Raw genomic sequence first — 24799 nt, 5'->3', positions numbered from 1 at the left:
TACAGACGGCTCCCCGGTGGGCAGTCCCCGCAGTGTTCCTCACCGTGGACGGAGCGGTGACGGCGAGCGTCCGCAGCTCGTTGGTGGTGGGTGCCGGCCTTGATGGTGCTCTTGCGGACCACCGAACGGCCGGGGCCGAAAAGCGGCAGTCGTGACCCCCGCAGGCGTCGAAGGGGGGCGGCCTTGCGGTCCGGCAGTCCCTCACTGCGCTCCAGCTGCTCCAATCGACCACCAGGGTGAGAAGCGTGCGGTCTACGCGCCGAGGAGCCGGTCCCCTTGCCTCGACGGCGGGATGCCCTCGAGTTGCTCGGTGGTCGGGTGCGGACAGTGACGGGACGGAGGAGAGCCAAGGCCACGGGCTATGCCGTGGCCAAGCCTCACCGTCAGGCGTCCCCGCCTCGTTGATCGGGATGAGCGAGCCATTCGTAGGAATCGGCATGCCGGCCTTTGCGGGGCAAGGGCCGGCCGCCCGTGAAGGTCGCCGGTCGCCCTTGGCGGTCGTTGCCGTGGTGGGTGAGGCGTCCACGGCGGAGCCACTGGTGGATGGTTCCGGGCTTCTGTTGGGCGCTGAGGGCCGCTGCGTAGATGTCGACGATCACGGGCTCGCTCATGCGTTCAGCGTGCCATCGCCGGATCGCAGTGTGGGCAGGTCCGCAGGCGGCGGCGTGCTGAGCAAGGACTTCCCGGATGCGGTCCTGGACTTCACGGCCCGCGAAGAACCACTCGCGCTGGCCGGGCACTCGGAAGGTGTGGAAGGTCCGATGCCTTTCGACTTCCAACTTCTGGTCGCCAGGCTTGACGGCCAGCACCTCCTCGGACAGCAAGGCAGCCATAAGGCCGCGTAGGTCAACGGTCGTGCCGATCTTCACCATGGAGCCGCGGCGGATGTAGTACACGACGGCGCGGGGGTCGGTCTCTCGGCCGGGCATGATGCCAGTGTGAGGGGGGAGGGCTTCGCCTCGCTGATGGCGTTTGTGCCGGGCTCGGCCGATACGGATCGCGGCCTTCACCATGTCGTCGTCGACAGCCTCGGGTCACCGAGTTCGAAGGCGAGGTCGATGAGGGCTTGGGTGATCTCGGGGAACGCGGGGTCGTCTCGGTTGAGAAGGTGGGCGAAGATCCACTCAGGGGTTTCTTCGTGGGCGTGTTGGGCGAGGAGGTTCTGCGCCCGTACCTTGTGCAAGTCGATCTCCTTGGTAGATCGGCCGTGCCCTCCCCGGGGCGGTGCCAGTCGTCGCCGGGGTCCTGTTGTGCCCATCGGTGGGGCTTGTCAGGCTTCGACGATCTCTTGGATGCGCTTCAGCTTCTCTTCGGCAGTAAGTGCGGACAGGTCGCCCCCTGCGAGGCCGTCAAGGACACTGCGGACGTTGGTGCGCTCTGGAGTGAGTACGGCGTCGAGAACGCGGGCTCGCGTGCTGCCGTCCCGCACATAGATCCAAACCTTGTCCCACTGGCGAGGTTCGGTGTTGCACCTGGCGTCCAATACGTCGCGAGGGAAGTAGCCGAGTCCTTCGCTCTCAAGCTTGGAGGCGACTTCTTCGAGGACCCACTTGCCCAGCCGGTTGTAACCCAACTCCTTGCGCAAGTAGCCGAGGTTGACCTTCATCAGGCCGCCTTCCTCGACGCACTCTTCAAACGTTCCGAGCAGGTCTCCGGACATGCGTTTCCCCCACCATGCGGTTTGTTCAGGCGATGAGGGCACTTTATTTTGTTTCTGAGAACAAAACAAGATGCAGCGGTGCTGGACGAGCTTGCGGACGCCGCCGAGGGTGGTGCCGAGCAGTTGGGCGGTCTGGTGGGCGGTGAGGTGACCGGGCCGGATGATCTGCGACTCCATGCCTTCAGCGTGCTATGGCCCTTCAGCAGGCCGGAGCGGCCCGTCAGTGGTCCACTGGAGGGTAGGTGCATGCTCGGAGGTGGCCATGTCCGATGTGAATCGGTGGGGGGTCGCTGGCGGCTCGGGCTCTGAGCCTGGTTCAGGGCGGCAAAGCTCTCGGGGCAGGGGGCCTTGGTGGTTATGGGGGATCGTCGGCCTCTTGCTTCTGGTGATCATTGTGATTGCCGCACAGCAGCCTGAGACTGAATCGAGCCCGGCGCCGACAGTCACGGTCACGGAGACGGAGACCTTCACGCCGCCAGCGTCCGTGGTGACCGAGACGGTCACGGAGGAGCCTGTCGAGGAAGACCTGGGGACTGCGGAAGACCTGGGAACCGAGGAGTCGGAGACGCCTGTGGAGGACGTCTACTACGACAACTGCGATGAGGCGCGAGCGGCCGGAGATGCGCCGCTCTATGCGGGCGATCCGGGGTACGGGCCTCATCTCGACAGGGACGGCGACGGGGTGGCCTGTGAACCTTATGCCAGGCCATGACGGCCGCGGGGGATGCGGTGAAGGGGACGATGAGCCCTTGTTTCCGGGCCTCCGGGCCCTGCTGTACGCAGCATCCCTTGCCTCCCTGACTGGCCTTTTCCGCAGGTCGTGTTCAGGGAGGCAGATCAGGGAGGCTGACAGGGAGAACTCCCCGGGTTCCGGGCGCCTTCCTGCTCGTCGGAGTCGTCCTCAGGGGTGTTGGGTGCGCGGTCGGCGATGGCTTCGGCGACGCGCTGTCGGCTGACGTGCATGACGCCGCTGGTCTTGTACTCGTGCCCGCAGTCGTCCAGGACGCACTTGAGGTCGCGGAACGACCAGCCGTCCTACTCGCAGGGGTTGTGCTCGCGGAGCCGGTGGAGGTCGTCATGGGTGCGGAGCTTCGGCTCGTGGCCGAGGATGGTCAGGATGTCGGCGAGGTGGTCGGCCGGCGCGTAGGCGGGCGTCTCCGGGGCTGCGGCGCCCTCGTACAGGGCCATGGCGCGCTCGACGACCGGTGTGACCTCGTCGATGCCCCTGTCGGGGTCACGGGCCACGTAGTGGGCGCGGACCACCTCGAACGGCTTGCCCGCTGAACCCGACGGTCACGGCGGTGCCGACGTCCTCGCTGGGGATGAGCGTGGTCGCGGTGATGCCGGCCTTGGGTCGGCCGGAGCCGAGGAGCCCGTCGTTGGCGACGTGTTCCCCAACCGCGAGCGCGACCCGGTGGGAGGTGTTGCGGGTGACGTCGCGCGGCAGGCTGTCGGCGGTCGGGGACACGGTGACCCACACCAGTGTGATGGCGGTCTTGCGGGCCTTCTTGATCACCTTGATGGCCGGCTCGGCAACCTCTTTGCCGTACTCCTTGTGCATGAACAGCTCGTGGCACTCGTCGAAGACGACCGCCTTCGGCCGCATCCGGGGGTCCTTCAGGTGTGGCGCGGCCGACGCGCCCGGCGACGGCGCTGGTGCCGGTGTGACGCCCGAAATCGACCCGAGCAGGTACGACCCTGTTGGCCGCACTGCACGCCGGTGGCCCTGACCTGCGCGTGAACCGGGCGGGCTGCGGGGCCGTCGCTCAGCTGTGCACAAGGGTGGTTCGCCTCGGCGTGCGGGTTCGCGGGCCGAACTCGCATCGACGGTGGGCAGCTCGAATTGCGGCGTGCGCCACGGGTGCGCGTCGTGTGTGCTTCCGTACCGGATCTTCGGGCTGTGTCAGTAGTGATAGCGGGCCTGAACGATAGTCAACTCGTCGTCGGTCGGCTTGTACACGAGTCGGTGCGTGTCGTCGATTCTCCGGGACCAGTAGCCCGACAGGTCACCCTTCAGGGGCTCCGGCTTGCCGATTCCCTTGAAGGGGTCGCGCATGGTGTCGTCGATCAGCTTGTTGATGCGCTTGACCGTCTTGCGGTCGTTCTCGGCCCAGTAGGTGTAGTCCTCCCAGGCGTGGGTCGTGAACGAGATCTTCACGCACGCTCCGCATCGGGGTCCATCAGCTTGCGACGCTGGGCCTTGCCGGCCTCCGCCTCGGCGATGGAGTCGAGTAGGCGACGGGCATTCTTGGGAGAGCGCAGGAGGTGCACTGTCTCGGTCCACGAACTGAAGTCCTCTTCGGACATGAGGACGGCGTTCCCCTTGCGGGAAGTGATGTGAACCGGAGCGTGGTCCTCGTTGACCTGCTCGATCAGCGGGAACAGGTTCTGGCGCGCCTCGCTGGCGGTGATGGACATGCTTGGTGCCTCCCTTCTCGACTTGTACAAGATATAGTACGAGTCTTGATCGTGTCCACAAGGCCAGCCCCTGTCGAGCCCGACGTGCGTCAGCTCGGGAAAGGGCACCGAGAGCATCGTTTCGGCTCCCGATAGGGGGATGGCTGAGATCTTCGGGACTCCCCGACCCGCCTTCCGCGGTTGGATACCGGTGTGGCACCGAAAGTGGTGGGGTTCGGCGAGGACACTGCGAGGGCGCTGGCCGGGACTCGGTCCTTCGAGCGAGGGCTGGGGTACCGGGTGCCTGGATGCGGTGAGCGGTGTGGAGGTGGAGGAGGGCTCGGTCACCACCGTCACCAGGCGCGTGGCCGACGAGCGGCTCGGTCCCCGTCCGTGCGAGCGGACGGGCTCTACTGCCTGAGGTCGATCGTGCGGACCGGCTGCCCTGTCGTACGGGCGATGGTCTCGAAGTCGCGGTCGCAGTGGAGCAGGGTGAGTCCCGCTTCTTCCGCGGCGGCGGCCACCAGAAGATCGACGGGGCCTGCGCTGCGGTGCTCCCCCTTGGCGGTCAGTTGCTCCTGGACGGTGCGGGAGCGGCGGTAGACGCCGTCCGGCATGGGGCACCATGTGTAGTGGGCGTCGAGTGCTGCCTTCAAGCGGGCGCGGTCTGTGGTCGAACGGGCCGAGTAGAGGACTTCCAGTTCGGTGAGGTCGCAGATCGCGACAAGGCCGGCGCCGATCCTGTCGTCCCATTCGGCCGTGTTCTGGCGGAGCAGGACGCGGGCGAGGGCGGAGGTGTCGATGAGGTAGTCGGCGACGGTCACTCGTCCGCTCCGGTGCGGCGGTCGTCGGTTGCCGAGCCCGTGCTCATGTGGCGGTACGCGCGCTTGTCCAGCAGCAGATTCATGTCGAGAGCGCCGTCGGCCGCCAGTTCACGGGCTTCTTCGAGCGCGCGCAGACGCCGGTAGCGGGCCGTGACCTCTCGCAGCGCGGTGTTGATGGTGTCGCGCTTGGTGGTGGTGCCGAGTTCCTTGGCCGCTTCCTCCAGTGCTTCGTCGTCGAGATCGATGACCGTCCGGCTCATGATGACCTCCTCCGCCGAGATGTATCAAGGAGAGTATATCGATATACAAGATCCTTTGTATATTGCTGCTGTCGTGGATGTGTCGTGGATGTGCCGGGGAGAGGGCGCGTGAGAGGCCAAGGCCCCGCGACCAGCCTGGGAAGGAGCACCGTCCGCCGACGTCTGGCCCGCGACTGTGAGCCCCCTGCCCGCCGGCTCAGCCGGACACTGTCTCCAGCGCCGGGATCAGCGGGCGAGGACGCGGTTCAGCCAGGCCAGCAGGTCGCTGACGATCTCCTGTTTGTTGGTCTCGTGGAACAGCTCGTGGCGGGCTTCGGGATAACTGAGACAGGTCACGTCGATGAGGCCGGCCTCGCCGTAGCGTTCGACAAGCAGGTCGCTGAGTGAGAGATCGGCGTTCAGCGGGTCGTGATCCCCGACCAGGACGCAGACGGGCAGATCCGCCGGGATGCCCTTGGGCCGCGCAAGTGAGGCCGAGGCGACGGTGATGTCGGCCATGCCCTGGGCGTCGAGGCTGAAGCCGCACATGGGGTCGGCGAGGTAGGCGTCGACGGCCGCCTCGTCCCGGCTGAGCCAGTCGAACGGCGTGCGGCTGGGCTGGAACGCCTCGTTGAGCGCGAGCAACGGGTCTCCTCCCTCCGCGGCCTGCTGCGCCTGTGCCGCGAGCATGACGTCGACCGCAGTGGTACCGGCGAGGGCGAGTGCGTCGATCAGATGGGCGTGGTCCAGGACGTACTGCTGCGAGGCGAAGGAACCGAGGCTGTGTCCGAGCAGCACCAGGGGCAGGCCGGGGTGCTGCTCGCGGATGGTCTCGGACAGGGTGACCATGTCACTGACGAGTCGGTTCCAGCCGTCGTCCCCGAGATGACCGGGCTCGGCGTGCCTGCTCAGCCCGTGTCCGCGGTGATCGTTGGCATAAACCGCGTAGCCCTCAGCGGTCAGTGCTGCCGCGAGTGGGGCATAACGGCCGGCGTGCTCTCCCATGCCGTGGGCGATCTGGACGACGGCTCGCGGGGGCGTCTCCGGCCTCCATTCGTGCACGTGGATCTGGACGCCGTCTTCGCTTTCGAAGGTGAACATCGGGTTCCTTGTCTTGGGTACGCGGGCAGCCCTGAGCGTCCGGCCGGGATGGACGGGCCGAGTTGGACGGGGTGGGCCGGCCGAGGGGGTCAGACTCACGGTGGTTGGCGTGTACGACGGTTGCGGCCGCCCGGCCGGGTCAGACGTGCTGCTCGCCGAGGTAGCCGGCGATGATCCGGGACTGGTCGGCCCGGAGTTCCCGGGCCGCGGCGTGCGCGGTGATCTCGCCGTGGGAGAGGACGTAGCCGCGGTCGGCTATGTCGAGGGCGAGGCCGACGTGCTGTTCGACGAGCAGCACCCCGCAGCCGGTGTCGTCGGCATAGCGCCTGACTATGGGCAGCAACTCCTCGACGATGATGGGTGCCAGGCCGAGGCTGAGCTCGTCGAGCAGGAGGAGCTTGGGGCTGCGGGCCAGGGCCCGTCCCATGGCGAGCATCTGTTGCTCACCGCCGGAGAGCAGTCCTGCCTTGCGGTCCTGGAGGCGGGACAGGGCGGGGAAGTAGCGTTGGGCGGCCGCCTGGTCGAGGCGCTCGCCCCGGTGACCGAGGCGCAGGTGTTCCGCCACCGTGAGGCCGGAGAAGATGCCTCGTCCTTCCGGAACGTGGGCGATGCCGAGGCGGGCGCGGGTCGCTGCCGGGATCCTGCCGAGGTCCGTCCCGTTGAAGGTGATCGTGCCGGCAAGGGGGCGCAGCAGCGCGGAGACGGCCTTGAGCGTGGTGGTCTTCCCCGCTCCGTTGGCCCCGAGGAGGGCGACGACCTCTCCCGCGCCCACTTCGAGGTCGATCCCGCGGATGACAGGGGCTCCGTCGTATCCGGCAGTGAGGCCGGCCACCTCCAGGACGGGGGTACTCATGATGTCTCCGGTGCGGTGAGGGCCTTGGTGGAGCCGGCGGTCGAAGTGCCGGACGCGGCGGCGGGCTGGACGGTGGATGCCCCGAGGTAGGCGGTGACGACGGCGGGGTCGGTTCGGACCTGTGCCGGTGTCCCGGAGGCGATCACCTTGCCGAACTCCAGGACGACGACGTGGTCGCAGATGCCCATCACGAGGCTCATGTCGTGGTCGATGAGGAGCAGCGCGGTGCCGGCCTCGGCGACCGCGCGCAGTCTGCGTCCGAGTTCGGCGCTCTCCGTCGTGTCCAGGCCTGCCGCGGGTTCGTCGAGACAGATGATGCGGGGGCGGGCTGCCAAGGCCCGTGCCACACCGACGAGTTTGCGTCTGCCCTGGGACAGTTCGTGTGCCGAGGCGTCGGCCAGGTCCTCCAGTCCCAGGGCCGCGAGGGCCTCCGGGACAGCGGGGTTCGGGGACGGGCGGCGGCCGAAGGTCTCGCCGAGCGTGGTCCACCACGTCGAAGGGTCCCCCGTGACCTGGAGGTTCTCCGCGACCGTGAGGTCTTCGAAGAGTTCGCTGCTCTGGAAGGTGCGGGCGAGTCCTCGGCGGGCCCGTACATGGGGCGGCCGTCCGGTCAGGTCCTTGCCGTCCAGTTCCACCGTTCCCCGGGCGGTGACGAGGCCGGTGACCGCGTCCACGAAGGTGGTCTTGCCGGCCCCGTTGGGGCCGATGAGCCCCACGAGTTGGCCCTCGCCGACCTCCAGGGAGACATCGCTGAGCGCGTGGACGCCGCCGTAGCTGACGCCCAACTGCCGGACGGAGAGAACGTTCACGGTGCGACCTCCTGGGCGTCGGCACTGGTGCGGCCGAGGTGGATCTCCGGGGAGCCGACGGCGGATGCGTTGTCGGCCGGTGGTCCGGTCGTGGCCGCCGCGCGTCTCGCCCTCTTCGCCGTCCTCCGGCGGTGGGCGGCGCCCGCGATGCCGTCGGGGTTGGCGATCAGCGTCACGATCAGGGAGACGCCGCCGAAGAGCAGGGCCCACGTCCCCTTGATCCCGAACCACTTGTCCAGCGCGTGGGGCAGCAGCGCCTCGGTGGACATCAGCCCCGCGACCACGGCTCCGGACACCATGGTGATGCCGCCGATGTAGGCGAAGCCGATCAGGCCGAGGGCGGCCAGCGCGGTGAACCGGGCGGCGCTGACCGAGCCGAAGTTGTAGCCGTAGAGGGTGCCGGCGGCGCTGGCGATGAAGGAACTGATCGTGAACGCGGCGATCTTCACGGCCCGTACGTCGACACCGGCTGCCGCGGCGGCGCGCTCGTTGGAGCGGACGGCGAGCATCCGCCGGCCGAGTCCGGTGCGCCTGAGATGGGCGACGTACAGTCCGAGGGCGACGGTGACGGCCAGGACGAGGAAGCCGAACATGGGGCTGGGCTCGTTGCCGTCCAGGCCGCGGAAGTCCGCTTTCGGGCCGAGGTCGATCCCGAACAGGCGCGGCGGGGGTACGGACACTCCGGCCGTTCCGCCGAAAGAGGTGTTGTTGAACAGTGCCTGTTCCATGGCCAGGGCCGCGGCCAGGGTGACGACGGCCAGGCTCACGCCCCGCACCCGCAGGGCGGAGACGCCCGCGGCCACTCCGAGCAGGGTGGCCACCACCATCGCGCCGAGGGCGGAGAACGGGAACGGGATCCCCCATCGGACCGAGAGGTGGGAGAGGACGAAGCCCGCCGTTCCGGAGAGCGCGAGCTGCATCACGGAGATCTGTCCGACGTAGCCGGTGATGACGACGTAGGACAGGACGATGACCATGCCGATCAACGAGTTCGTGAGTGCCTGGCGGAAGTCGAACGGGAGCACTATCAGTGCCGCGGCGGCGACCGCGGTGGCCATCAGGGCGGGACGTAGCAGCCGCTCGGGCAGCGGCACCGCGGGCAGTCGCTGTTCGACGAGTTCACCGCGGCGCGGCAGACCGGCACCCCGCACGTACAGGGCGACGACCATCAGGGCGAAGACGAGGAGCTGCTGGAGGCCGGGCATGGCGTTGCCGTTGTCGGTCGGGAACCAGCTCTGCGTGGACAGGTAGTACACGATCGACTGGAGCACTCCGATGAGGATGCCCGCGGTGCAGGCGATCCACAGCGAGGTGAACCCGGCGAAGAGGGCGGCGGCCAGGGCCGGGACCACCTGCAGGGGGAGCGTCATGGAGTCGACCTGGACGATGGGCGCGGCCAGGACACCGAGGAGCCCGGCGACCAGGGCGGCCAGGAGTGTGTTGGCCATCGAGACGCTGTTGGGTGACAGGCCTGCCAGCAGAGCGGCCTGTTCGTTCTCCGAGGCAGCGCGGGTGGCCAGGCCGAAGCGGCTCCACCGGTAGAGGGCCCCGAGGGCCAGGGCGATCACGACGACCAGTCCGGCCAGGACGAAGCGGTCGGAGGGTGTGGTGATGCCCAGCGTGGTGACGGTGCCGGCCGGAAGGATGCTCGGTGCCTGCTGCGGCTGCACCCCGAAGACCAGGAGCACGGTGGCCTGCAGGGTGAGCAGGATGCCGAGGGAGGCCGCGAGTTTGGCCAGGGGCGAGACGGTGCGCAGCGGCTTGAAGACCGCCACCTCGGTCAGGACGCCGACGGCCAGCGCGACGGCGAGCGCCCCGGCGAGAGCGGGTCCCACCGGCAGGGTGAACCCGAAGAAGCCGGTGGTCAGGGCCCAGAAGGCATAGGCCGAAGCCATGGCGACCGCGCCGGTGGACAGGTTGATGATGCCCGAGCCCCGGTAGGTGACCACCACGCCGAGCGCGATGCCGGCGATCAGTGCCCCCTGGCCGAGGCCGAGGACGGCGAAGAGCAGGATCTGTTCCAATTCATGACTCCTGTCATGAGTCCGCGGGTCCGCGGGTCCGCGCTGCCGAGGCTGCGTCCTGCGAGGGCCGCAACCTCAGCGGCGGCGGGGCGGGCGGGGCTCACTGGGGCGGGCGGATCCAGTCGGTCAGGGGCTTGAACCGGCCCTTGCCCTCGTACTGGTAGAACCTCGCCTGGTCGTTGCAGACGGCGGGGGCGTCCGGGTACTTGCCGCACTTGACCTCTGCGGCGCCCATGATGACCGGCCCGGGGAACTTCTTGAGCTGCTCGGTCACGGACGCGGGGGTGATCTTGTCCGGGCCGATGGCGTTGAGCACCTTCGCGTATGTCAGGATCGTGCTCCAGCCCAGCGGCGCGAAGACCTTGGACTGGTCGTCCTTGCCCAGCCCGGCCTGCGCCGAGGCCTTCAGGAACGCCTTGGAGTCGGCGGCCGAGGTGTCCATCGGCAGCGTCTGGGCGACGCCGTACGTCCAGGCGGGCAGGTCCCCTCCGAGTCCCTGGGCGACATCGGGGGACATGCACAGCGGCGTGGAGACCACCGGCTTGGTGACGTTGAGCTGCTTCAGTGCCTTGGCGATTCCGACGCATCCGCCACCGACGGAGATGGGGACCACGACGTCCGCGGTGTTCGCCCCGGCCGCGGTGACCGGGCCGATCAGATCGGTCGACTGCGCGTCGAATCCGACGGACTTCACCTTCAGACCGGCGGCTTTCAGGCCCTTCACCGCCGCCCCGGAGGCGATCTTGTCGCCGGGCGTGCTCGTGTGGATCACCGCCGCGGTCTTCGCCTTCAGCACGTCACGGGCGTACGTGCCCCAGGTGCCGAAGATGTGCGGCAGGTCGCCGAACGTGCTGAAGGTGTTCTTCGCCGTGGGCAGGGTCGGGCCCGTCGCCACTGCGACCAGCACGGGCTTCTTGCCCGCGATCACGGAGTTGAAGGAGGCGTCACCGAGGTAGAGATTGCCGACGCCGATGGCGGAGACCTCCTTGTCGCCCAGCAGTTGCTGGCCGCACTTCTGCCCCTCCTCCTCGGCGGACACCACCGTGCAGACGTTCAGCTTCAGCGGGTGCCCGCCGATGCCGCCCAGCCTGTCGTTGACGTACTTCACCGCGGCACGGGCACCGAGGGTGGCTTCGGGGTTGCCGCCGGGGCCGCCTTCGACGTTCACCCAGCCCAGGGTGACCGGGGCGAGGCCGGCGTCGGCCTTGCCCGCCTTTCCGCCGACGTAGCCGAGGTAGTCGGTCACGACGTCACTCGCCGAGCGGGAGTCCGAAGTCGCCGAGGAGCCACCCCCGGTGGCGCCGGACGACGAGGGTGCGTCGGTGCCCGATCCGCCGCATGCGGCGACGCCCAGCAGGGGCGCCAGGGCGGCGGAGACGAGGCCGAGTCTGAGGGGGCGTGAGGTTGCGGGCATGCGGGATCCTCCAGGATCGGAAAACGGCGGGGCGGTGCCCGGCACGGCATGCGGGGAGAGCGCGGAAGGCAGCGCAGGGGCAGGAGGGCGCACCGGGGTGACCGGTGCCTCGGTCCAGCCCGAGGAACTTCGAAAGACCAGGTGATCGGCGCTTTCGAGTTTCGTAACTTTCTTACGGATCGGGAATCTAGGTGTACGCTGGCGCCCTGTCAACGCCCCGGTTCACACCGAATTAACGATCATGCAATGGGAGGGAAGGACATGACGGAGCACGCCGTGAGACGCAGGCTCCCTCGGCGCTCACCCGAAGAGACCCGGGCCCTCATGCTGGAAGCGGCAACCCAGCTCGTCTGCGCCGGCGCCTCCGACACGAGCGAGGCGGCCGTCTCCGCAGCCCTTGCCCATATCCGCGTCAAGCGGGTCACCGAGGAAGCCACCCGCATCATGCGGGAGAGGCTGGGCGACGACACCGCACCGGCGATCACGACCGGATCCATCTACCAGATCTGGCCCGCCCAGGCCGACTTCCAGGCGGATCTTCTCTTCCACCTCACCAGCCGGCAGGCCGAACTGGTCCCGGGGCTGCCGGAGAGCATCCGCCGTTTCAAGGAGGCGGTCGACACCGGCAAGACCTGGCAGGAGGCTCTCAACGACGTCCTGACGGACAATCACGAGAACCACCGTGTGGACCCGATCTACCGCGTGCTGCTCGGCTTCTACGCCAGCGCCGCCAACCCGCGCGTCCGCGACGCCCTGGGGCACTACGGCGAGTCGTTCACCGAGGTCGCCTGCGAGGCGTACCAGGCGCTCCTGGACGCCTACGGGCTGCGCATGCGCGCGCCCTACAGGATCGAACACCTCGCCACCACCATCGCCGCCCTGCTCGACGGCTTCCACATGCGCTGGATCGCCGGACATCCCAACCTGGAGGACCCGGAAGGGAGGGACCGCTGGTCCCTCGCCACCCGGGCCGCGGTGATGGTGTTCGACCAGTTCACCGAACCGGCGTAGGTGGGTGTGTACGTCCAGCGTCGATGAGCTTCTGATCGCCGTCACCGAGGCGGACGGTCATCGCGCGCTGACCGGGAACCAGGGCGGCGGATCGGGAGCCCGTCCGCCGCCCTGCTCATCGGGGAGACTCGCCCTGTCAGCGGCCCTTGAAGACGGGCGCCCGCTTCTCCGTGAACGCGCTCATGCCCTCCCGCTGGTCCTCTGTCGCGAAGAGTGCGTGGAACACGCGCCGTTCGAAGAGGAGTCCGTCGCGCAGGCCGGTCTCCAGGGCCCGGTCGACCGACTCGCGGGCGGCCGTGACGGCCGGGCGGCCGTAGGAGGCGACGGTCGCGGCGGCTTCCGTGGCCTCGGTGAGGACACGGTCGTCCGGGACCACCCGCGAGACGAGGCCCGAGGCCTCCGCCTCGCGGGCGTTCATCGTGCGGCCGGTGAGGATCAGGTCCATGGCCTTGGCACGGCCGACCAGGCGGGTGAGCCGCTGGGTGCCGCCGATGCCGGGGATCACACCGAGCTTGATCTCCGGCTGGCCGAAGACCGCCGACTCGCCCGCGATGATCAGGTCGCACATCATCGCGAGTTCGCAACCGCCGCCCAGCGCATAGCCGTTGACGGCCGCGATCTTCGGCGTGCGGAATCCGGCGAACTCCTCCCAGCCCGCGAAGTAGTCCTCCGCGGCCATGTCCACGGCCGACCTCCCGGCCATCTCCTTGATGTCCGCGCCGGCCGCGAAGACCTTCTCCGAACCGGTGACCACGAAGCAGCCGACGTCCGGATCGCGGTCCAACGGGCGGAGCGCGTCCAGGAGTTCGGCCAGCAGCTCGCTGCTGAGGGCGTTCAGTACGTGCGGCCTGTGGAGTCGTACCGTGACGACGCGGTCATGACGTTCGATCTTGAGGGTGTTCATCGACTCTGCCTCTGTCCCTCTCTCCTGACGGTCCGCTACGAGTCCCAGATCGCGCCGTACGCGGGGATCCCGCGCCGTTCGAGACCGTGAACGACCTGCCAGGTCAGCTTCTTGTTGGAGATGCAGATGACGGCTTCGGCCCCGAAGTCGCGGTACGCGGTGTAGGCGAGCCGCACCATGTCCGGTTTGCCGTGCTGAGAGGTGTCCCAGACCAGCGCGTTCGGCTGGACGGCGAGGATCTCGTCGACCAGGTCGTCCCCGTAGGTCCTGCGGGGGGCACGCGTCGCCCACACCAGCCGTGAGGGCACCTCGGCGGCCAGCAGATGCGGCAGACAGGGGCCGATCCCGCTCCCGGTGGCCACATAGATCACCTTGCTGAACAGCGTCTCGATATTGGCGACCCCGGCCGTGGTGATGCCCTTGACCCAGACCTTCGAGGGCAGGTCGTCGATGAACGAGCCCGTCCAGTCGCCCGCACGGGAGATGGTCAGCCGGAAGCCGGGTTCGCCGGGTGAGGGCACGTTGGCGAAGGAGTGCCACTCGGTGAGCGGGCTGCGGCTGATGGCGGTGGAGGACCCCGCGAAAGGGGTCACGCCGTGGTCGAAACGGGCCAGCACGACGTGCGCGGACGGCTTCTCGATCCGTACGTCCACCCTGCGCAGCCGCAGCCAGGGCAGGGCGACACTGAAGGTGACCACGGCCAGCACCCCGAGGGCGGCCGGCCCCTGCCCGCCCAGCAGCGTATGCGTCCAGAACAGTGCGAGGGCGCTCCAGCCGCCGAAGCGGTGGATCTTCTCGAAGTGGTCGTGGAAGCGGGAGCGGAAGGGTGGCAGGGCGGTGGCGACGATGACGACGAGCAGGGCGACGAGGACCCAACTCACGGTGATGAGCGGCAGGTTGGCGCCCTCGGTGGTCGCCATGACCGTCCCGGCGAGGAACCACACCGCCCCGGCCAGTGCCCCGCCCACGTGCAGTCCACCGAAGTGGTACACCTTTCCGAGCGTCCACCGCGCCTTCAGCGGCCAGCTCGTCGGAGCCCGGGTCGCCAGCCGGAAGAAGAGGTTGATGACGTACTGCTGCCGTACGACCACGGCGAGCGCGAGGTTCCCGAGGGCCGCGTAGCCGATGGTTTCGGCGTCCGGTATCCCACCCACCGCCAATCCGATGTTGGCCAGTATCACCAGGGCCGCCAGGCGGTTGTAGTGCATCAGGCGCGGGTGCTTGAGGAGGCGACGGGGCGCGGACGTGAGCGGGGGGAGTTCGGCGAGAGCGGCGGGAGGCGCGGGGGGTGCGGTGTCCGCCGACGTGGTCTCGATGGACGACGTCATCGGGCCGCCCCCTCTCGCACCGCCGCCACCGGCAGCAGGGGTGCTCCCTCATCGGGGACGGTCGCCGCCCGCGCGGCCTCCTCCCGCTCCGCCGCCAGCCGCAGCAGTGCGCCCCGGTCGACCTTGCCCCGGTCCGTCTCCGGCAGCGCGGCCACCGGGAGGACCGTGGCCGGCACGCAGTAGTACGGCAGTGCGTCGGCCACCGCGCGCCGGGCCGTTTCCGGGTCGACGTCGGCCGGGCAGACGAAGGAGATCAGGCTGCGGGCGTCCCGCTTGAGTGTGACGGCGCGGGAGCAGCCCGCCACCGACTCCAGCACCGAGGAGACGGAGTCGAGTTCCACGCGGAAACCTCGGACCTTGACCTGGTCGTCGGTACGGCCCAGATGCTCCAGTTCGCCGTCCGGTGTCCAGCGGCCGAGGTCGCGGGTGCGGAACATACGGCGTCCGCCGCCGAGGAAGGGGTCGGGGGCGTACCGCTCTGCGTTCAGGGCCTCGTTGTTCAGGTAGCCCGCCGATACGCAGTCGCCGCCGGCCCACATCTCGCCGACCTCCCCGATGGGCAGCGCACGCCGGTGCTCGTCGAGGACGTACACCGTGTTGTTGGGGGTGGGGCGGCCGATCGTGAGCAGTGCGTCGTCCACGCGGTGGCGGCGCATCGTGTTGACGATCGTCGTCTCCGTGGGCCCGCAGGAGTTGTGGAAGGCGGACCGCCGGGCCCAGGCGTCGGCGAGCGGGCGGGGGCACGGTTCGCCCGCGACGGCCACCGTCCGCACGCGGGGGCAGTCCGCCGGGTCGATCCCGGACAGTACCGTCGGTGTCGCGATCAGCACGTCCGCCGTACGGGCCGCAGCCGCGACGTCCTTGCCTCGGACGACGAGTGTGCCGCCGTGGGCGAGGCAGCCGAGGATCTCCCAGGCGGCCATGTCGAAGGCGATGTTGAGGAGCTGGGCGACCCGGTCACCGGAGCGGATGCCCAGGTCACCGGGGGCGGTGAGGAGGATGTTCGCGACGTTGCGGTGGGTGACCTTCACCCCGTTGGGCTTGCCGGTCGTGCCGGAGGTGAACAGGACGTAGCACCCGTCGTCGGGGCGTACGGGCCGTTCGAGGCGGACCGGCCCTTCCGGACGGACCCGCCCTTCCGTACGGACCCGCCCTTCCGTGGAGCGGCCGGTGAGATCGTCGTCGAGCGTGATCAGGCGCTGTCCCGCGCCGGCCGGAGGCACCCGCAGCGTGTGCTCCGACTGAGTGAGGACGACCCGGATCCCGGCGGTGCGGATGACGTGCCGCAGCTGGGCGGCGGGGGTGAGGCCGATGTCCTGCGGGACGTACGCGGCGCCGGCCTTCAGCGTGCCGAGCAGTCCGACGAGCATCGGGATGGAGCGGCGTACGAAGAGGCCGACGTGATCGCCGGGCCGTACGCCCTCCCGTACGAGTCTGGCCGCGAGCCGGTCGGCACGACGGTTCAGCTCGCCGTACGTGATCGTCGTGCCCTGGTGCTCGGCGGCGACCGCGTGCGGTGCGGCGGTGGCCCACCGTTCGACGGCCTGGTGGACGAGGGGGTCGGGGACGAGGACTTCAGGGCCTTGGCCGAACTGCCGGAACAGGACCCTGTCTCGGGGGGACAGATGGCTCAGGGGCATGCTTCACAGACCTCCTGGCTGTGTGGGGAGAAGATGCCTCGGGCTACTGAACGCTGACGTGCCTCGATCATGTGGAAATGTCGAGCATCGTGCGGAGGTGCAGAGCGGCAACACCGGAATGCGGTGGCGGCTCCAGTATCTTCAACGTTCAACGTGGTCTGCGTCACTGACAAAACAAGTCACATGGCTGGACTGGCGGCACATGGACAGCTTCCGTTACAGGCAGGCGACAGCAGCCTCACATACCGCGCGTGCAACGCCACGCACAGACGGGGATGCCGGCGCCTCGAGGAGAGCGCCGGCATCCCTGTCGAGGTCGGGTCAGTTCGTCACGCGGAAGGTGGCGTCTGCGCGTCCTGTCGCGGTGGTGATCGGGTCGAGCTTCAGGTAGTAGGCGTAGTGGCGGATGTAGCGGTCGGGGTGGTTGTAGGACTGGAAGGAGGACCAGGTGGGGTCGGCGAGGCCGGCGACCTGGCGGAAGGTGGCGTCCGCGGCGAACTGGGCGGTGCCGTCGTTGCGGACGAGCTGGAAGTCGTTGTTGGCGTGCCGCAGGAAGTATCCGCGGTAGTTCACCGACTCGAACGAGACGGTGCCGGAACCCGCCAGGCCGGGCCGGATCCGGAACTGGGCGTCAGGGCCGGTGATGTTCTGGTCGATGCGCACGTCGAAGTTGCTGTGCCGGACGTAGCGGTCCTGGAAGTTGAACGACTGGAGCCGCTTGGCCGGGATGTCGGACCAGCGGGCGAGGACGCGGGTTTCCTCGGCGGCGGTGAGGTTCAGGATCGAGCCGTGCCGCTTCTTGTTGACGCCCATGTTGTAGCTGCCTGATGCCGGGAGCCGGTAGGTGCCGGGGGCAGAGGGGTTGGTCGAGGTGACCGGCATGTAACCGCGACCGGAGGAGTACTGGTCGAGGTAGAGCGCCCACTCGTTGCGGTCGCGGAACTTCATCCACATCGGGCCCTCGACCTGGGCGCCGGTCAGGCCGATGCCGGAGAGGTTGCCGAGGTTGGTCCAGGTGCCGAGGATCGAGTTGCTGCCTTCGAGGGTGATCTGGCCGTCACCTGAGGCGCGTACGTAGCGGTAGTCGCCGACGCCGGCCGGCATCTCGACGATCTGGGTGTCGATGAGTTCCTGGGTGCCGGGGCGGTCGATGTAGATCTGCGGGGTGGTGATGGTGCGGAAGTCGCTGGTGCGGGCGTAGTAGATGCGGTGCTTCGCCTTGCCGCTGAGGGGCACGTTCGTCGCCCAGTACAGGACGTAGTCGTTGGTCTGGGGGTCCCAGATCGCCTCGGGCGCCCAGGCGTTGCGTCCGTCGGGGATCGTGGCTGCGACGTTCAGCAGCCACGGCTCCGACCAGTTGATCAGGTCCGTCGACTCCCACACGACGAGGCTGCGGCTGCCGTTGAACACGGCGGCCTCCCAGTTCTGCCCGCAGCTGATGCACAGGTCGGTCGCGATGATCCAGTACTTGCTGCCGTCGGGGGATCTGACCAGTGCGGGGTCACGCACCCCCTTGGTGCCGATCGTGGACCGCAGGATCGGCGCTCCTCCGTTGAGGTCGTTCCAGTGCAGGCCGTCCGCGCTGTGCGAGAGGTACATCTGCTGACCGTTCGACCCCTCCCCGGTGAAGTGCAGCATGAGGTAGCCCGGGTCGGCGGCGGCCGCCCGCTCGGGTGCGGCCAGGGATTGGGAGGTGAAGAGCAGGCAGGCGGCGACCAGTATCGCCGCCAGCCGCGAGAGAAGCATGCGCATGTATGTTTCCTGTCCCTCTGCGGGTGCATGGATTTGCTGTGGTGCTGTGGTGCTGTGGTGCTGTGGTGCTGTGGTGCTGTGGTGCTGTGGTGCTGTGGTGCTGTGGTGCTGTGGTGCTGTGGTGCTGTGGTGCTGTGGCCGGGCTGGGCCCGGATCGTCGGCCCAGACCGGCCCAGACCTGCCCAGACCGGCAGAGCCCCGCCTGGTGGTCTGCGGCGGCCGTGGGCGAGGGCTCACCCTGGCCGTCGCTACCGACTCGGACTGCGCCGGGGCGATGCCGTGCCGCGGGACGCGGGCATCCCTGCCGGTGGCGTGTCAGTTCGTCACGCGGAAGGTGGCGTCGGCGCGTCCTGTCGCGGTGGTGATGGGGTCGAGGCGGAGTTGGTAGGCGTAGTGGCGGATGTAGCGGTCGGGGTGGTTGTAGGACTGGAAGGAGGACCAGGTGGGGTCGGCGAGGCCGGCGACCTGGCGGAAGGTGGCGTCCGCGGCGAACTGGGCGGTGCCGTCGTTGCGCACCAGTTGGAAGTCGTAGTTGGCGTGGCGCAGGAAGTAGCCGGGGTTGTTCACCGACTCGATGGAGACGGTGCCGGTGCCGGCCAGGCCGGGCCGGATCCGGAACTGGGCGTCAGGGCCGGTGATGTTCTGGTCGATGCGCACGTCGAAGTTGCTGTGCCGGACGTAGCGGTCCTGGAAGTTGAACGACTGGAGCCGCTTGGCGGGGGTGTTGGGCCAGCGGGCGAGGACGCGGGTTTCCTCGGCGGCGGTGAGGTTCAGGATCGAGCCGTGCCGCTTCTTGTTGACGCCCATGTTGTAGCTGCCTGATGCCGGGAGCCGGTAGGTGCCGGGGGCGGAGGGGTTGGTCGAGGTGACCGGCATGTAACCGCGACCGGAGGAGTACTGGTCGAGGTACAGGGTCCACTCGTTGCGGTCGCGGAACTTCATCCACATCGGGCCCTCGACCTGGGCGCCGGTCAGGCCGATGCCGGAGAGGTTGCCGAGGTTGGTCCAGGTGCCGAGGATCGAGTTGCTGCCTTCGAGGGTGATCTGGCCGTCACCTGAGGCGCGTACGTAGCGGTAGTCGCCGACGCCGGCCGGGACCTCGACGATCTGGGTGTCGATGAGTTCCTGGGTGCCGGGGCGGTCGATGTAGATCTGCGGGGCGGTGATGGTGCGGAAGTCGCTGGTGCGGGCGTAGAAGATGCGGTGCTTGGTCTTGCCGTCGAGAGGCACGTTCGTCGCCCAGTACAGGACGTAGTCGTTGGTCTGGGGGTCCCAGATCGCCTCGGGCGCCCAGGCGTTGCGTCCGTCGGGGATCGCGCCGGCGACGTTCAACAGCCACGGCTCCGACCAGGTCACCAGGTCCGTCGACTCCCACACCACGATGCTGCGGCTGCCGTTGTTGATGGAGCCGTCCACCGTCGACCCGCAGCCCCAGCACAGGTCGGTCGCGATGATCCAGTACTTGCCGCCGTCGGGGGATCTCACCAGTGCGGGGTCACGCACCCCCTTGGTGCCGATCGTGGGCCGCAGGATCGGCGCTCCTCCGTTGAGGTCGTTCCAGTGCAGGCCGTCCGCGCTGTGCGAGAGGTACATCTGCTGACCGTTCGACCCCTCCCCGGTGAAGTGCAGCATGAGGTAGCCCGGGTCGGCGGCGGCCGCCCGCTGAGGTACGGCCAGGGATTGGGAGGTGAAGAAGAGACCGACGGCGAGGAATATCGCCGCGAGCCGGGTGAGCAGCCTTGCCATGTGTGTGTCCTGTCTTCGTTACAGGTGCCGGGACGGGGTGGGAGCGGGGTGTCGGACGAGAGACCACGGGAAGCCCGTGGCTGTGCCGCAGTGGCGTTGTCCGAGCAGGGCCGGGCACGCGGTCGAGGCGCCGGTGACGTGGACGCACTTGCCGCTGCGGCGGACTCCGAACCGGTGACTGCCGACGGTTGCGACCCTCGTGAACTGCCGGTCGTGCCGAAGGGGCAGCGGTGCCGACGTGATGCCGGTGTCATCGGCGCATCGCATGGTGCCGTCGCGCCGTGGGCGAGAACGGCGAGCGCCGTCGCTTGTGGAGAAACGCCGGGGGACGATCTGTTCCATGCCGGCAGAGGCGGAAGCAGCGCTCATGACAGAGACATCCTTGTTTCACGTCGCGGAGCGGAAGCGAGGGCGAGCTGGGCGGGTCTGGCGAACGCCGCTTGTTCGGAATATCGGACATCGTTCGTGAATTCGGCCAAAAGTTAGAGCCGGGTAAAAGCGGGTGTCAAGAGGAGTGAAGACAGCGAAACAGCGTTGCTCCCGCCGCCCCTCCGTCCCTCCGTCCCTCCGTCCCTCCGTCCCTCCGTCCCTCCGTCCCTCCGTCCCGCCGTCCCGCCGTCTCTTCGTCCCTCCGTCCTCCGTCCTCGGATGGGGTCGTACTACAGGAGACGCACCGGCGCGTCGCCCATAACGGAAACCTGCGACGGGCGAAGGCGTGCGGCGGAACCGGAGGAGCGGCACGAAGCCCCGGGAATCGCTCCTGGCACACTGTCGCCCTCGACACATCGGCAAGGCGACGGGACGGTGGGGCGGGGTGCGCTCCCAGAACAGGCAGGAACGGCCGGACATCGCCGTCGTCATGGCGGCGCGGGCCGGGGACCGGCATGCCTCGGAACAGTTGGTACGGGACTTTCTGCCGTTGGTCTACAACATCGTCGGGCGGGCCCTGGACGGGCACGGCGACGTCGACGACGTGGTCCAGGAGACGATGGTGCGGGTCCTGGACGGGTTGCCCGGACTGGAGCAACCGGATCGTTTCCGGTCGTGGCTCGTCGCCATCACCGTGCGACAGATCCGTGACCGGTGGCGCAGAGAGCGCACCTGGCTCACCGCGGAACCCCTGGAGGACAACGCCCACGAAGCAGACCCGCAGGCCGACTTCTCCGACCTGACGATTCTTCGGCTCGCACTGTCGGGCCAGCGGCGTGAGGCGGTGGAGGCGACCCGCTGGCTGGAGGACGAGGAACGTGAGGTGCTCTCGCTGTGGTGGATGGAGAGCGCCGGTCAACTGACCCGCGGCGAGCTCTCGGCAGCCTGCGGCCTCACACCGCAGCATGCCGCGGTCCGGATCCAGCGGGTCAAGGAACGGCTGGAGACCGCGCGTACCGTCGTACGAGCCATGGGGGCCTCACCACGCTGCCCGGACCTGGCGGCCGTACTCGCCCCGTGGGACGGGCGGCCGTCCGGGCTGTGGCGCAAGCGACTGGCACGGCACGTCCGCGACTGTCCGACGTGCCTGGTGAGCGCGTCCGACCTGATACCGGCGGAGGGGCTGCTGGCCGGCCTGGCGCTGGTGCCGGTGCCCGTCGGCCTGACCGGCCTGGTGCTCGCCAGGACGCTGGGGGCGGAGTCGGCCGGGGGGACCGTCAGCGCGGGCGCGGCCACACGTACGGCGAGCGGTACGAGCCGTACGGCGCGGACGATCGGGAGGCTGGCCGCCAAACCCGCGGCTACGGCAGCCGCAGGCGCCGTCACCCTCGCGGTCGCCGCAGCGGCCTGGTACACCGCCGCCAGATCGCACGAGCCGGCCCCGCGGCCCGCCGTCGCGGCCCCGTTGCCGTCCGCCGCCTCGTCACCGCCGTCCTCCTCGGAAACGTCCGCCTCCCGGACACCGACACCGACCACGACACCCTCGCCGACGCCGAGCCGGGCCCCGACGGCCGAAGCGCGGATCTCGGGGCCGCATGCCCTGCGGTCGGTCGACAACCCCGGCGACTACGTGAGTCAGTCCGGCCTCCTGGGCGTCCTGGGCCCGGTCGGCGCCAACAGCTCCGCGACCACCCGGCAGGCGGCCACCTTCACCTTCGTCACCGGCCTGGCCGACCCCCGCTGCTACTCACTCAGGGATGCATCGGGCAGGTATCTGCGGCACTACGCCTTCCGTGTGCGGCTGGACACCGACGACGGATCCGCCCTTTTCCAAAAGGACGCCACCTTCTGCGCCCGTTCCGGTTCCACGGCCGGTTCGGTCTCCCTGGAGTCGTACAACTACCCCGGCCGTTACCTCCGCCACCGGGACAACCTCCAGCTGTGGCTCGACCCTTCGGAGAACACGGCCTCGTACCGGGCCAGTCGTTCCTTCGTCCTCGAGGCGCCCTGGACCTGACCCTGAACGGCCTTGCCCTGAAGAAAGTTGTTCGACGTATCGGACATTGTTCGTAAAGTGTTGACGCTGACTCGCCGTTCACTTCACACTCACGCAGCGCGATGTCATACGGGCGGCACGTCAGCACCTCTGCCGAGGTCTCGAGGTCCCCCTCCTCAGGCATGTCTTCATCACGGGATGTGAACCCATGCACAGCGTGAGACCTCACGGACGCCGGAGATTCCGGCCCGCCGCTCTGGCGGCCGTGGCCGCCGCCGTATCGTTTCTGGTCGGCGTCACCGGCCCGGCGGCCCCGGCCCAGGCGGCGGAGATCACCGACGGTCTGGCCCTCTGGTACAAACTCGACGCCACCTCGGGCACCGTGGCGGAGGACGCCTCGGGCAACGGCCGCGACGGAACCGTCAACGGCGCCGCGGGCTGGTCGGGTGCCGGGGAGGGGCTGACGTTCAACGGCTCCGACACCTTCATCGAGGTGCCGGACAACATCATGAGCGGCATGAACTCGATCACCGTCTCGATGGACGTGCGGATCGACTCCGCCCAGGCCACGCCGTACTTCCTCTACGGCTTCGGCAACACCGCCAACGGAACCGGCAACGGGTACCTGTTCACCACCGGCGACTCGTTCCGGACCGCCATCGCGTCCGGGAGCTTCTCCACCGAGCAGAACACCAGGACCTCCGGTGCGTTGCCGCGCTCCGTCTGGAAGCACGTCACCTACACCCAGACCGGCACCACGGGCGTCCTCTACCAGGACGGCGTGGAGGTGGCCCGCAACACGTCGGTCACCGTCACCCCCGGTTCCATCGGGTCCGGCATCACCACGGCCAACTACATCGGCAGGTCGCTCTACAGCGGTGACAAGCTCTTCAAGGGCAGGATGCGTGACTTCCGGGTCTACGACCGCGCGCTGGCGCCCGACGAAGTCCTCGAACTGAGCGGGAACACCACGGGCATCTCCACGGCCACCCACCCCGCGCTGAAGATCGGCGCCCTCGTCGACGACGCCGACAGCAGGATCACGCTGCCGATGAAGGAGGGCACGGACCTCACCGCGCTCGCCCCGCAGTTCACCCTCGTCCAGGGCGCGTCCATCAGCCCGGCCTCCGGTACCCCGCGCGACTTCACCCGACCGGTGACGTACGAGGTGACCGGCTCCGACGGCGCCAAGCGCACCTGGACGGTCGAGGCGCTGGAGATGAGGAGCCCGGTCCTTCCGGGGTTCACCGCCGACCCGAACATCGTCCGCTTCGGCGACACTTACTACATCTACCCGACCACCGACGGCTTCGCGAACTGGAGCGGTACGCAGTTCAAGGCCTACTCGTCCAAGGACCTGGTCCACTGGACGGACCACGGCGTCATCCTCGACCTCGGTCCCGACATCGGCTGGACCAACAGCCGGGCCTGGGCCCCGACGATGACCGCGAAGAACGGGAAGTACTACTTCTACTTCTCCGCCGACGGGAACATCGGTGTCGCGGTCTCCGACTCGCCCACCGGCCCGTTCAAGGACCCGCTGGGCAAGCCGCTGATCGCCCGCGGCGCCTACGCGGGCCAGATGATCGACCCGGCGGTCTTCACCGACGACGACGGTCGGTCGTACCTCTACTGGGCCAACGGCCAGGCGTACGTCGTCCCCCTGAACGACGACATGGTCTCCTTCGACGCCTCCAAGGTCACCGACATCACCCCCGGTGGCTACCGCGAGGGCTCCTTCGTCATCAAGCGCAAGGGCACCTACTACTTCATGTGGTCGGAGAACGACACCCGGGACGAGAACTACCGGGTCGCCTACGCCACCGGCTCCTCGCCCACCGGCCCCTGGACCAAGCGGGGTGTGATCCTGGAGAAGGACCTCTCGCTCGGCATCAAGGGCCCCGGCCACCACTCCGTGGTGCAGGTGCCGGGCACCGACGACTGGTACATCGCCTACCACCGCTTCGCCATCCCCGGCGGCGACGGCACCCACCGCGAAACCACCATCGACAGGATGGAGTTCGACGCCGACGGCCTGATCAAGAAGGTCGTCCCCACCCTGAGCGGCATCGACCCGGTCTCCGGCGGGACCGCCCTGCCGGTGAACACCACCCGCTCGCTCAGGTCCGTCAACTTCCCCGGCCGCTACGCCGCCGTGCGGCCGGACGGCCTCGGCCACCTCGACCCGGTGTCGTCCTCCAGCACCACGGCGGTCAAGCAGAGCGCCACCTTCACCGTCGTCCCCGGCCTGGCCGACGGCAGTTGCTACTCGTTCCGTGACACGTCCGGCCGCTACCTGCGCCACAAGGACCTCCGGATCCGCTTCGACGCGAGCAACGGCACGACGCTGTTCAACAAGGACGCCACCTACTGCGCCCGGCAGGGCTCGGTCACCGGCTCGGTCGGCCTGGAGTCGTACAACTACCCCGGCCGCCACCTCCGCCACTACAACTACGAGCTGCGCATCGACCCCTTCCAGGACAACGCCACCTTCCGCGCCGACAGTTCCTTCACGGCGGTCGGCCCCTGGGCCTGACGGCGTTCGCCGCACGGCCGGGCCACAACGAGCGCCGGCCGCGACCTGCTGCGAGGTTGCGGCCGACCGCGCCTTCCCCGGGGGGCATGGCCCCCCGGTGCCGGGCCCAGGGAGATCCGCCCGGCAGCGGTCGCTTAGGCTGGTTTCCCAGTCGCCGACAAGGAGGCGAAGGCTGCGGCAGCGTGTGCTCGCCGTC

Annotated in this window: 22 protein-coding genes and 1 pseudogene; 4 read left to right on the top strand and 19 right to left on the bottom strand. The window is 68.8% G+C overall.

Annotated features, from left to right (window positions below):
* Nucleotides 1–383: 383 nt before the first annotated feature.
* From AC067N_RS18685 to AC067N_RS18675, 3 genes are all read right to left on the bottom strand, one after another.
* On the bottom strand, nucleotides 384–929 hold the full coding sequence (locus tag AC067N_RS18685; RefSeq protein ID WP_478679980.1) for a GIY-YIG nuclease family protein: 546 nt from the start codon (nucleotides 927–929) through the stop codon (nucleotides 384–386).
* A 77-nt stretch (nucleotides 930–1006) separates the two neighbouring features.
* Complete coding sequence (locus tag AC067N_RS18680) at nucleotides 1007–1183, bottom strand: hypothetical protein (protein ID WP_478679979.1); 177 nt, start codon at nucleotides 1181–1183, stop codon at nucleotides 1007–1009.
* An 87-nt stretch (nucleotides 1184–1270) separates the two neighbouring features.
* Nucleotides 1271–1837, bottom strand: coding sequence for a hypothetical protein (locus tag AC067N_RS18675; RefSeq protein WP_478679978.1), 567 nt, complete (start codon nucleotides 1835–1837; stop codon nucleotides 1271–1273).
* 208 nt (nucleotides 1838–2045) lie between these two features.
* On the opposite strand from AC067N_RS18675, the gene AC067N_RS18670 reads away from it, so the two are divergent.
* Nucleotides 2046–2372, top strand: a complete 327-nt coding sequence (locus AC067N_RS18670; protein ID WP_478680120.1) for an excalibur calcium-binding domain-containing protein — start codon at nucleotides 2046–2048, stop codon at nucleotides 2370–2372.
* 323 nt (nucleotides 2373–2695) lie between these two features.
* On the opposite strand, the gene AC067N_RS18665 is transcribed toward AC067N_RS18670, so the two are convergent.
* From AC067N_RS18665 to AC067N_RS18615, 11 genes are all read right to left on the bottom strand, one after another.
* Nucleotides 2696–2905, bottom strand: a complete 210-nt coding sequence (locus tag AC067N_RS18665) for a hypothetical protein (protein WP_478679977.1) — start codon at nucleotides 2903–2905, stop codon at nucleotides 2696–2698.
* A complete protein-coding gene (locus AC067N_RS18660; protein ID WP_478679976.1) occupies nucleotides 2895–3266 on the bottom strand; it encodes a hypothetical protein in 372 nt (123 codons plus the stop codon). Before AC067N_RS18660 ends, AC067N_RS18665 begins: the two co-directional genes overlap by 11 nt.
* Nucleotides 3267–3563: 297 nt before the next feature.
* Nucleotides 3564–3818, bottom strand: coding sequence for a Txe/YoeB family addiction module toxin (locus AC067N_RS18655; RefSeq protein WP_478679975.1), 255 nt, complete (start codon nucleotides 3816–3818; stop codon nucleotides 3564–3566).
* Nucleotides 3815–4078: a type II toxin-antitoxin system Phd/YefM family antitoxin gene (locus AC067N_RS18650; protein ID WP_478679974.1), complete on the bottom strand. Its 264-nt coding sequence runs from the start codon at nucleotides 4076–4078 to the stop codon at nucleotides 3815–3817. The genes AC067N_RS18655 and AC067N_RS18650 overlap by 4 nt, the downstream gene beginning before the upstream one ends.
* A 389-nt stretch (nucleotides 4079–4467) precedes the next feature.
* A complete protein-coding gene (locus AC067N_RS18645) occupies nucleotides 4468–4881 on the bottom strand; it encodes a PIN domain-containing protein (protein WP_478679973.1) in 414 nt (137 codons plus the stop codon).
* Nucleotides 4878–5141: a type II toxin-antitoxin system VapB family antitoxin gene (locus AC067N_RS18640; RefSeq protein WP_478679972.1), complete on the bottom strand. Its 264-nt coding sequence runs from the start codon at nucleotides 5139–5141 to the stop codon at nucleotides 4878–4880. Before AC067N_RS18640 ends, AC067N_RS18645 begins: the two co-directional genes overlap by 4 nt.
* Nucleotides 5142–5366: 225 nt before the next feature.
* On the bottom strand, nucleotides 5367–6221 hold the full coding sequence (locus AC067N_RS18635; RefSeq protein WP_478679971.1) for an alpha/beta fold hydrolase: 855 nt from the start codon (nucleotides 6219–6221) through the stop codon (nucleotides 5367–5369).
* A 139-nt stretch (nucleotides 6222–6360) separates the two neighbouring features.
* Entirely contained in the window at nucleotides 6361–7074 is a 714-nt protein-coding gene (locus AC067N_RS18630) for an ABC transporter ATP-binding protein (protein WP_478679970.1), read from the bottom strand.
* Entirely contained in the window at nucleotides 7071–7883 is an 813-nt protein-coding gene (locus tag AC067N_RS18625) for an ABC transporter ATP-binding protein (RefSeq protein WP_478679969.1), read from the bottom strand. Before AC067N_RS18625 ends, AC067N_RS18630 begins: the two co-directional genes overlap by 4 nt.
* A complete protein-coding gene (locus AC067N_RS18620) occupies nucleotides 7880–9907 on the bottom strand; it encodes a branched-chain amino acid ABC transporter permease (protein ID WP_478679968.1) in 2028 nt (675 codons plus the stop codon). Before AC067N_RS18620 ends, AC067N_RS18625 begins: the two co-directional genes overlap by 4 nt.
* 100 nt (nucleotides 9908–10007) lie before the next feature.
* A complete protein-coding gene (locus tag AC067N_RS18615; protein WP_478679967.1) occupies nucleotides 10008–11321 on the bottom strand; it encodes an ABC transporter substrate-binding protein in 1314 nt (437 codons plus the stop codon).
* A 324-nt stretch (nucleotides 11322–11645) separates the two neighbouring features.
* Between AC067N_RS18615 and AC067N_RS18610 the strand changes: the two genes are divergently transcribed.
* Nucleotides 11646–12332, top strand: a complete 687-nt coding sequence (locus AC067N_RS18610; protein ID WP_478679966.1) for a hypothetical protein — start codon at nucleotides 11646–11648, stop codon at nucleotides 12330–12332.
* 136 nt (nucleotides 12333–12468) lie between these two features.
* On the opposite strand, the gene AC067N_RS18605 is transcribed toward AC067N_RS18610, so the two are convergent.
* The 5 genes from AC067N_RS18605 to AC067N_RS18585 form a co-directional block, all read right to left on the bottom strand.
* On the bottom strand, nucleotides 12469–13236 hold the full coding sequence (locus AC067N_RS18605; RefSeq protein WP_478679965.1) for an enoyl-CoA hydratase-related protein: 768 nt from the start codon (nucleotides 13234–13236) through the stop codon (nucleotides 12469–12471).
* Between the two features lie 35 nt (nucleotides 13237–13271).
* Nucleotides 13272–14564 (bottom strand): ferredoxin reductase domain-containing protein, encoded by a 1293-nt coding sequence (locus AC067N_RS18600; protein WP_478679964.1) that lies wholly within the window; start codon nucleotides 14562–14564, stop codon nucleotides 13272–13274.
* The gene (locus AC067N_RS18595; RefSeq protein WP_478679963.1) at nucleotides 14561–16204 is read right to left on the bottom strand and encodes an amino acid adenylation domain-containing protein; all 1644 of its coding nucleotides are present in this window, start codon (nucleotides 16202–16204) and stop codon (nucleotides 14561–14563) included. The genes AC067N_RS18600 and AC067N_RS18595 overlap by 4 nt, the downstream gene beginning before the upstream one ends.
* Nucleotides 16205–16525: 321 nt before the next feature.
* Nucleotides 16526–17956 carry a glycoside hydrolase family 43 protein gene (locus AC067N_RS18590; protein WP_478679962.1) on the bottom strand — a complete coding sequence of 477 codons (1431 nt, stop codon included), beginning with the start codon at nucleotides 17954–17956 and terminating at the stop codon, nucleotides 16526–16528.
* A gap of 315 nt (nucleotides 17957–18271) precedes the next feature.
* The gene (locus AC067N_RS18585; protein WP_478679961.1) at nucleotides 18272–19702 is read right to left on the bottom strand and encodes a glycoside hydrolase family 43 protein; all 1431 of its coding nucleotides are present in this window, start codon (nucleotides 19700–19702) and stop codon (nucleotides 18272–18274) included.
* Between the two features lie 814 nt (nucleotides 19703–20516).
* Between AC067N_RS18585 and AC067N_RS18580 the strand changes: the two genes are divergently transcribed.
* Nucleotides 20517–22088 (top strand): sigma-70 family RNA polymerase sigma factor, encoded by a 1572-nt coding sequence (locus AC067N_RS18580; RefSeq protein ID WP_478679960.1) that lies wholly within the window; start codon nucleotides 20517–20519, stop codon nucleotides 22086–22088.
* A gap of 244 nt (nucleotides 22089–22332) precedes the next feature.
* Nucleotides 22333–24603, top strand: a pseudogene (locus AC067N_RS18575) (family 43 glycosylhydrolase); the annotation flags it as partial.
* Between the last annotated feature and the right edge of the window lie 196 nt (nucleotides 24604–24799).

This window comes from Streptomyces sp. NPDC042364, assembly GCF_056437585.1.
The sequence above is the reverse complement of the archived record's forward strand: the minus strand, read 5'-3'. Positions and strand labels throughout refer to the sequence as shown.

What these genes read in the sequence shown, in the direction of transcription:
- AC067N_RS18630 (WP_478679970.1), bottom strand. Translation starts at nt 7,074, where the DNA reads ATGAGTACCCCCGTCCTGGAGGTGGCCGGCCTCACTGCCGGATACGAC.
- AC067N_RS18615 (WP_478679967.1), bottom strand. Translation starts at nt 11,321, where the DNA reads ATGCCCGCAACCTCACGCCCCCTCAGACTCGGCCTCGTCTCCGCCGCC.
- AC067N_RS18600 (WP_478679964.1), bottom strand. Translation starts at nt 14,564, where the DNA reads ATGACGTCGTCCATCGAGACCACGTCGGCGGACACCGCACCCCCCGCG.
- AC067N_RS18650 (WP_478679974.1), bottom strand. Translation starts at nt 4,078, where the DNA reads ATGTCCATCACCGCCAGCGAGGCGCGCCAGAACCTGTTCCCGCTGATC.
- AC067N_RS18610 (WP_478679966.1), top strand. Translation starts at nt 11,646, where the DNA reads ATGCTGGAAGCGGCAACCCAGCTCGTCTGCGCCGGCGCCTCCGACACG.
- AC067N_RS18675 (WP_478679978.1), bottom strand. Translation starts at nt 1,837, where the DNA reads ATGGAGTCGCAGATCATCCGGCCCGGTCACCTCACCGCCCACCAGACC.
- AC067N_RS18590 (WP_478679962.1), bottom strand. Translation starts at nt 17,956, where the DNA reads ATGCGCATGCTTCTCTCGCGGCTGGCGGCGATACTGGTCGCCGCCTGC.
- AC067N_RS18595 (WP_478679963.1), bottom strand. Translation starts at nt 16,204, where the DNA reads ATGCCCCTGAGCCATCTGTCCCCCCGAGACAGGGTCCTGTTCCGGCAG.
- AC067N_RS18685 (WP_478679980.1), bottom strand. Translation starts at nt 929, where the DNA reads ATGCCCGGCCGAGAGACCGACCCCCGCGCCGTCGTGTACTACATCCGC.
- AC067N_RS18605 (WP_478679965.1), bottom strand. Translation starts at nt 13,236, where the DNA reads ATGAACACCCTCAAGATCGAACGTCATGACCGCGTCGTCACGGTACGA.
- AC067N_RS18585 (WP_478679961.1), bottom strand. Translation starts at nt 19,702, where the DNA reads ATGGCAAGGCTGCTCACCCGGCTCGCGGCGATATTCCTCGCCGTCGGT.
- AC067N_RS18660 (WP_478679976.1), bottom strand. Translation starts at nt 3,266, where the DNA reads ATGCGGCCGAAGGCGGTCGTCTTCGACGAGTGCCACGAGCTGTTCATG.
- AC067N_RS18640 (WP_478679972.1), bottom strand. Translation starts at nt 5,141, where the DNA reads ATGAGCCGGACGGTCATCGATCTCGACGACGAAGCACTGGAGGAAGCG.
- AC067N_RS18635 (WP_478679971.1), bottom strand. Translation starts at nt 6,221, where the DNA reads ATGTTCACCTTCGAAAGCGAAGACGGCGTCCAGATCCACGTGCACGAA.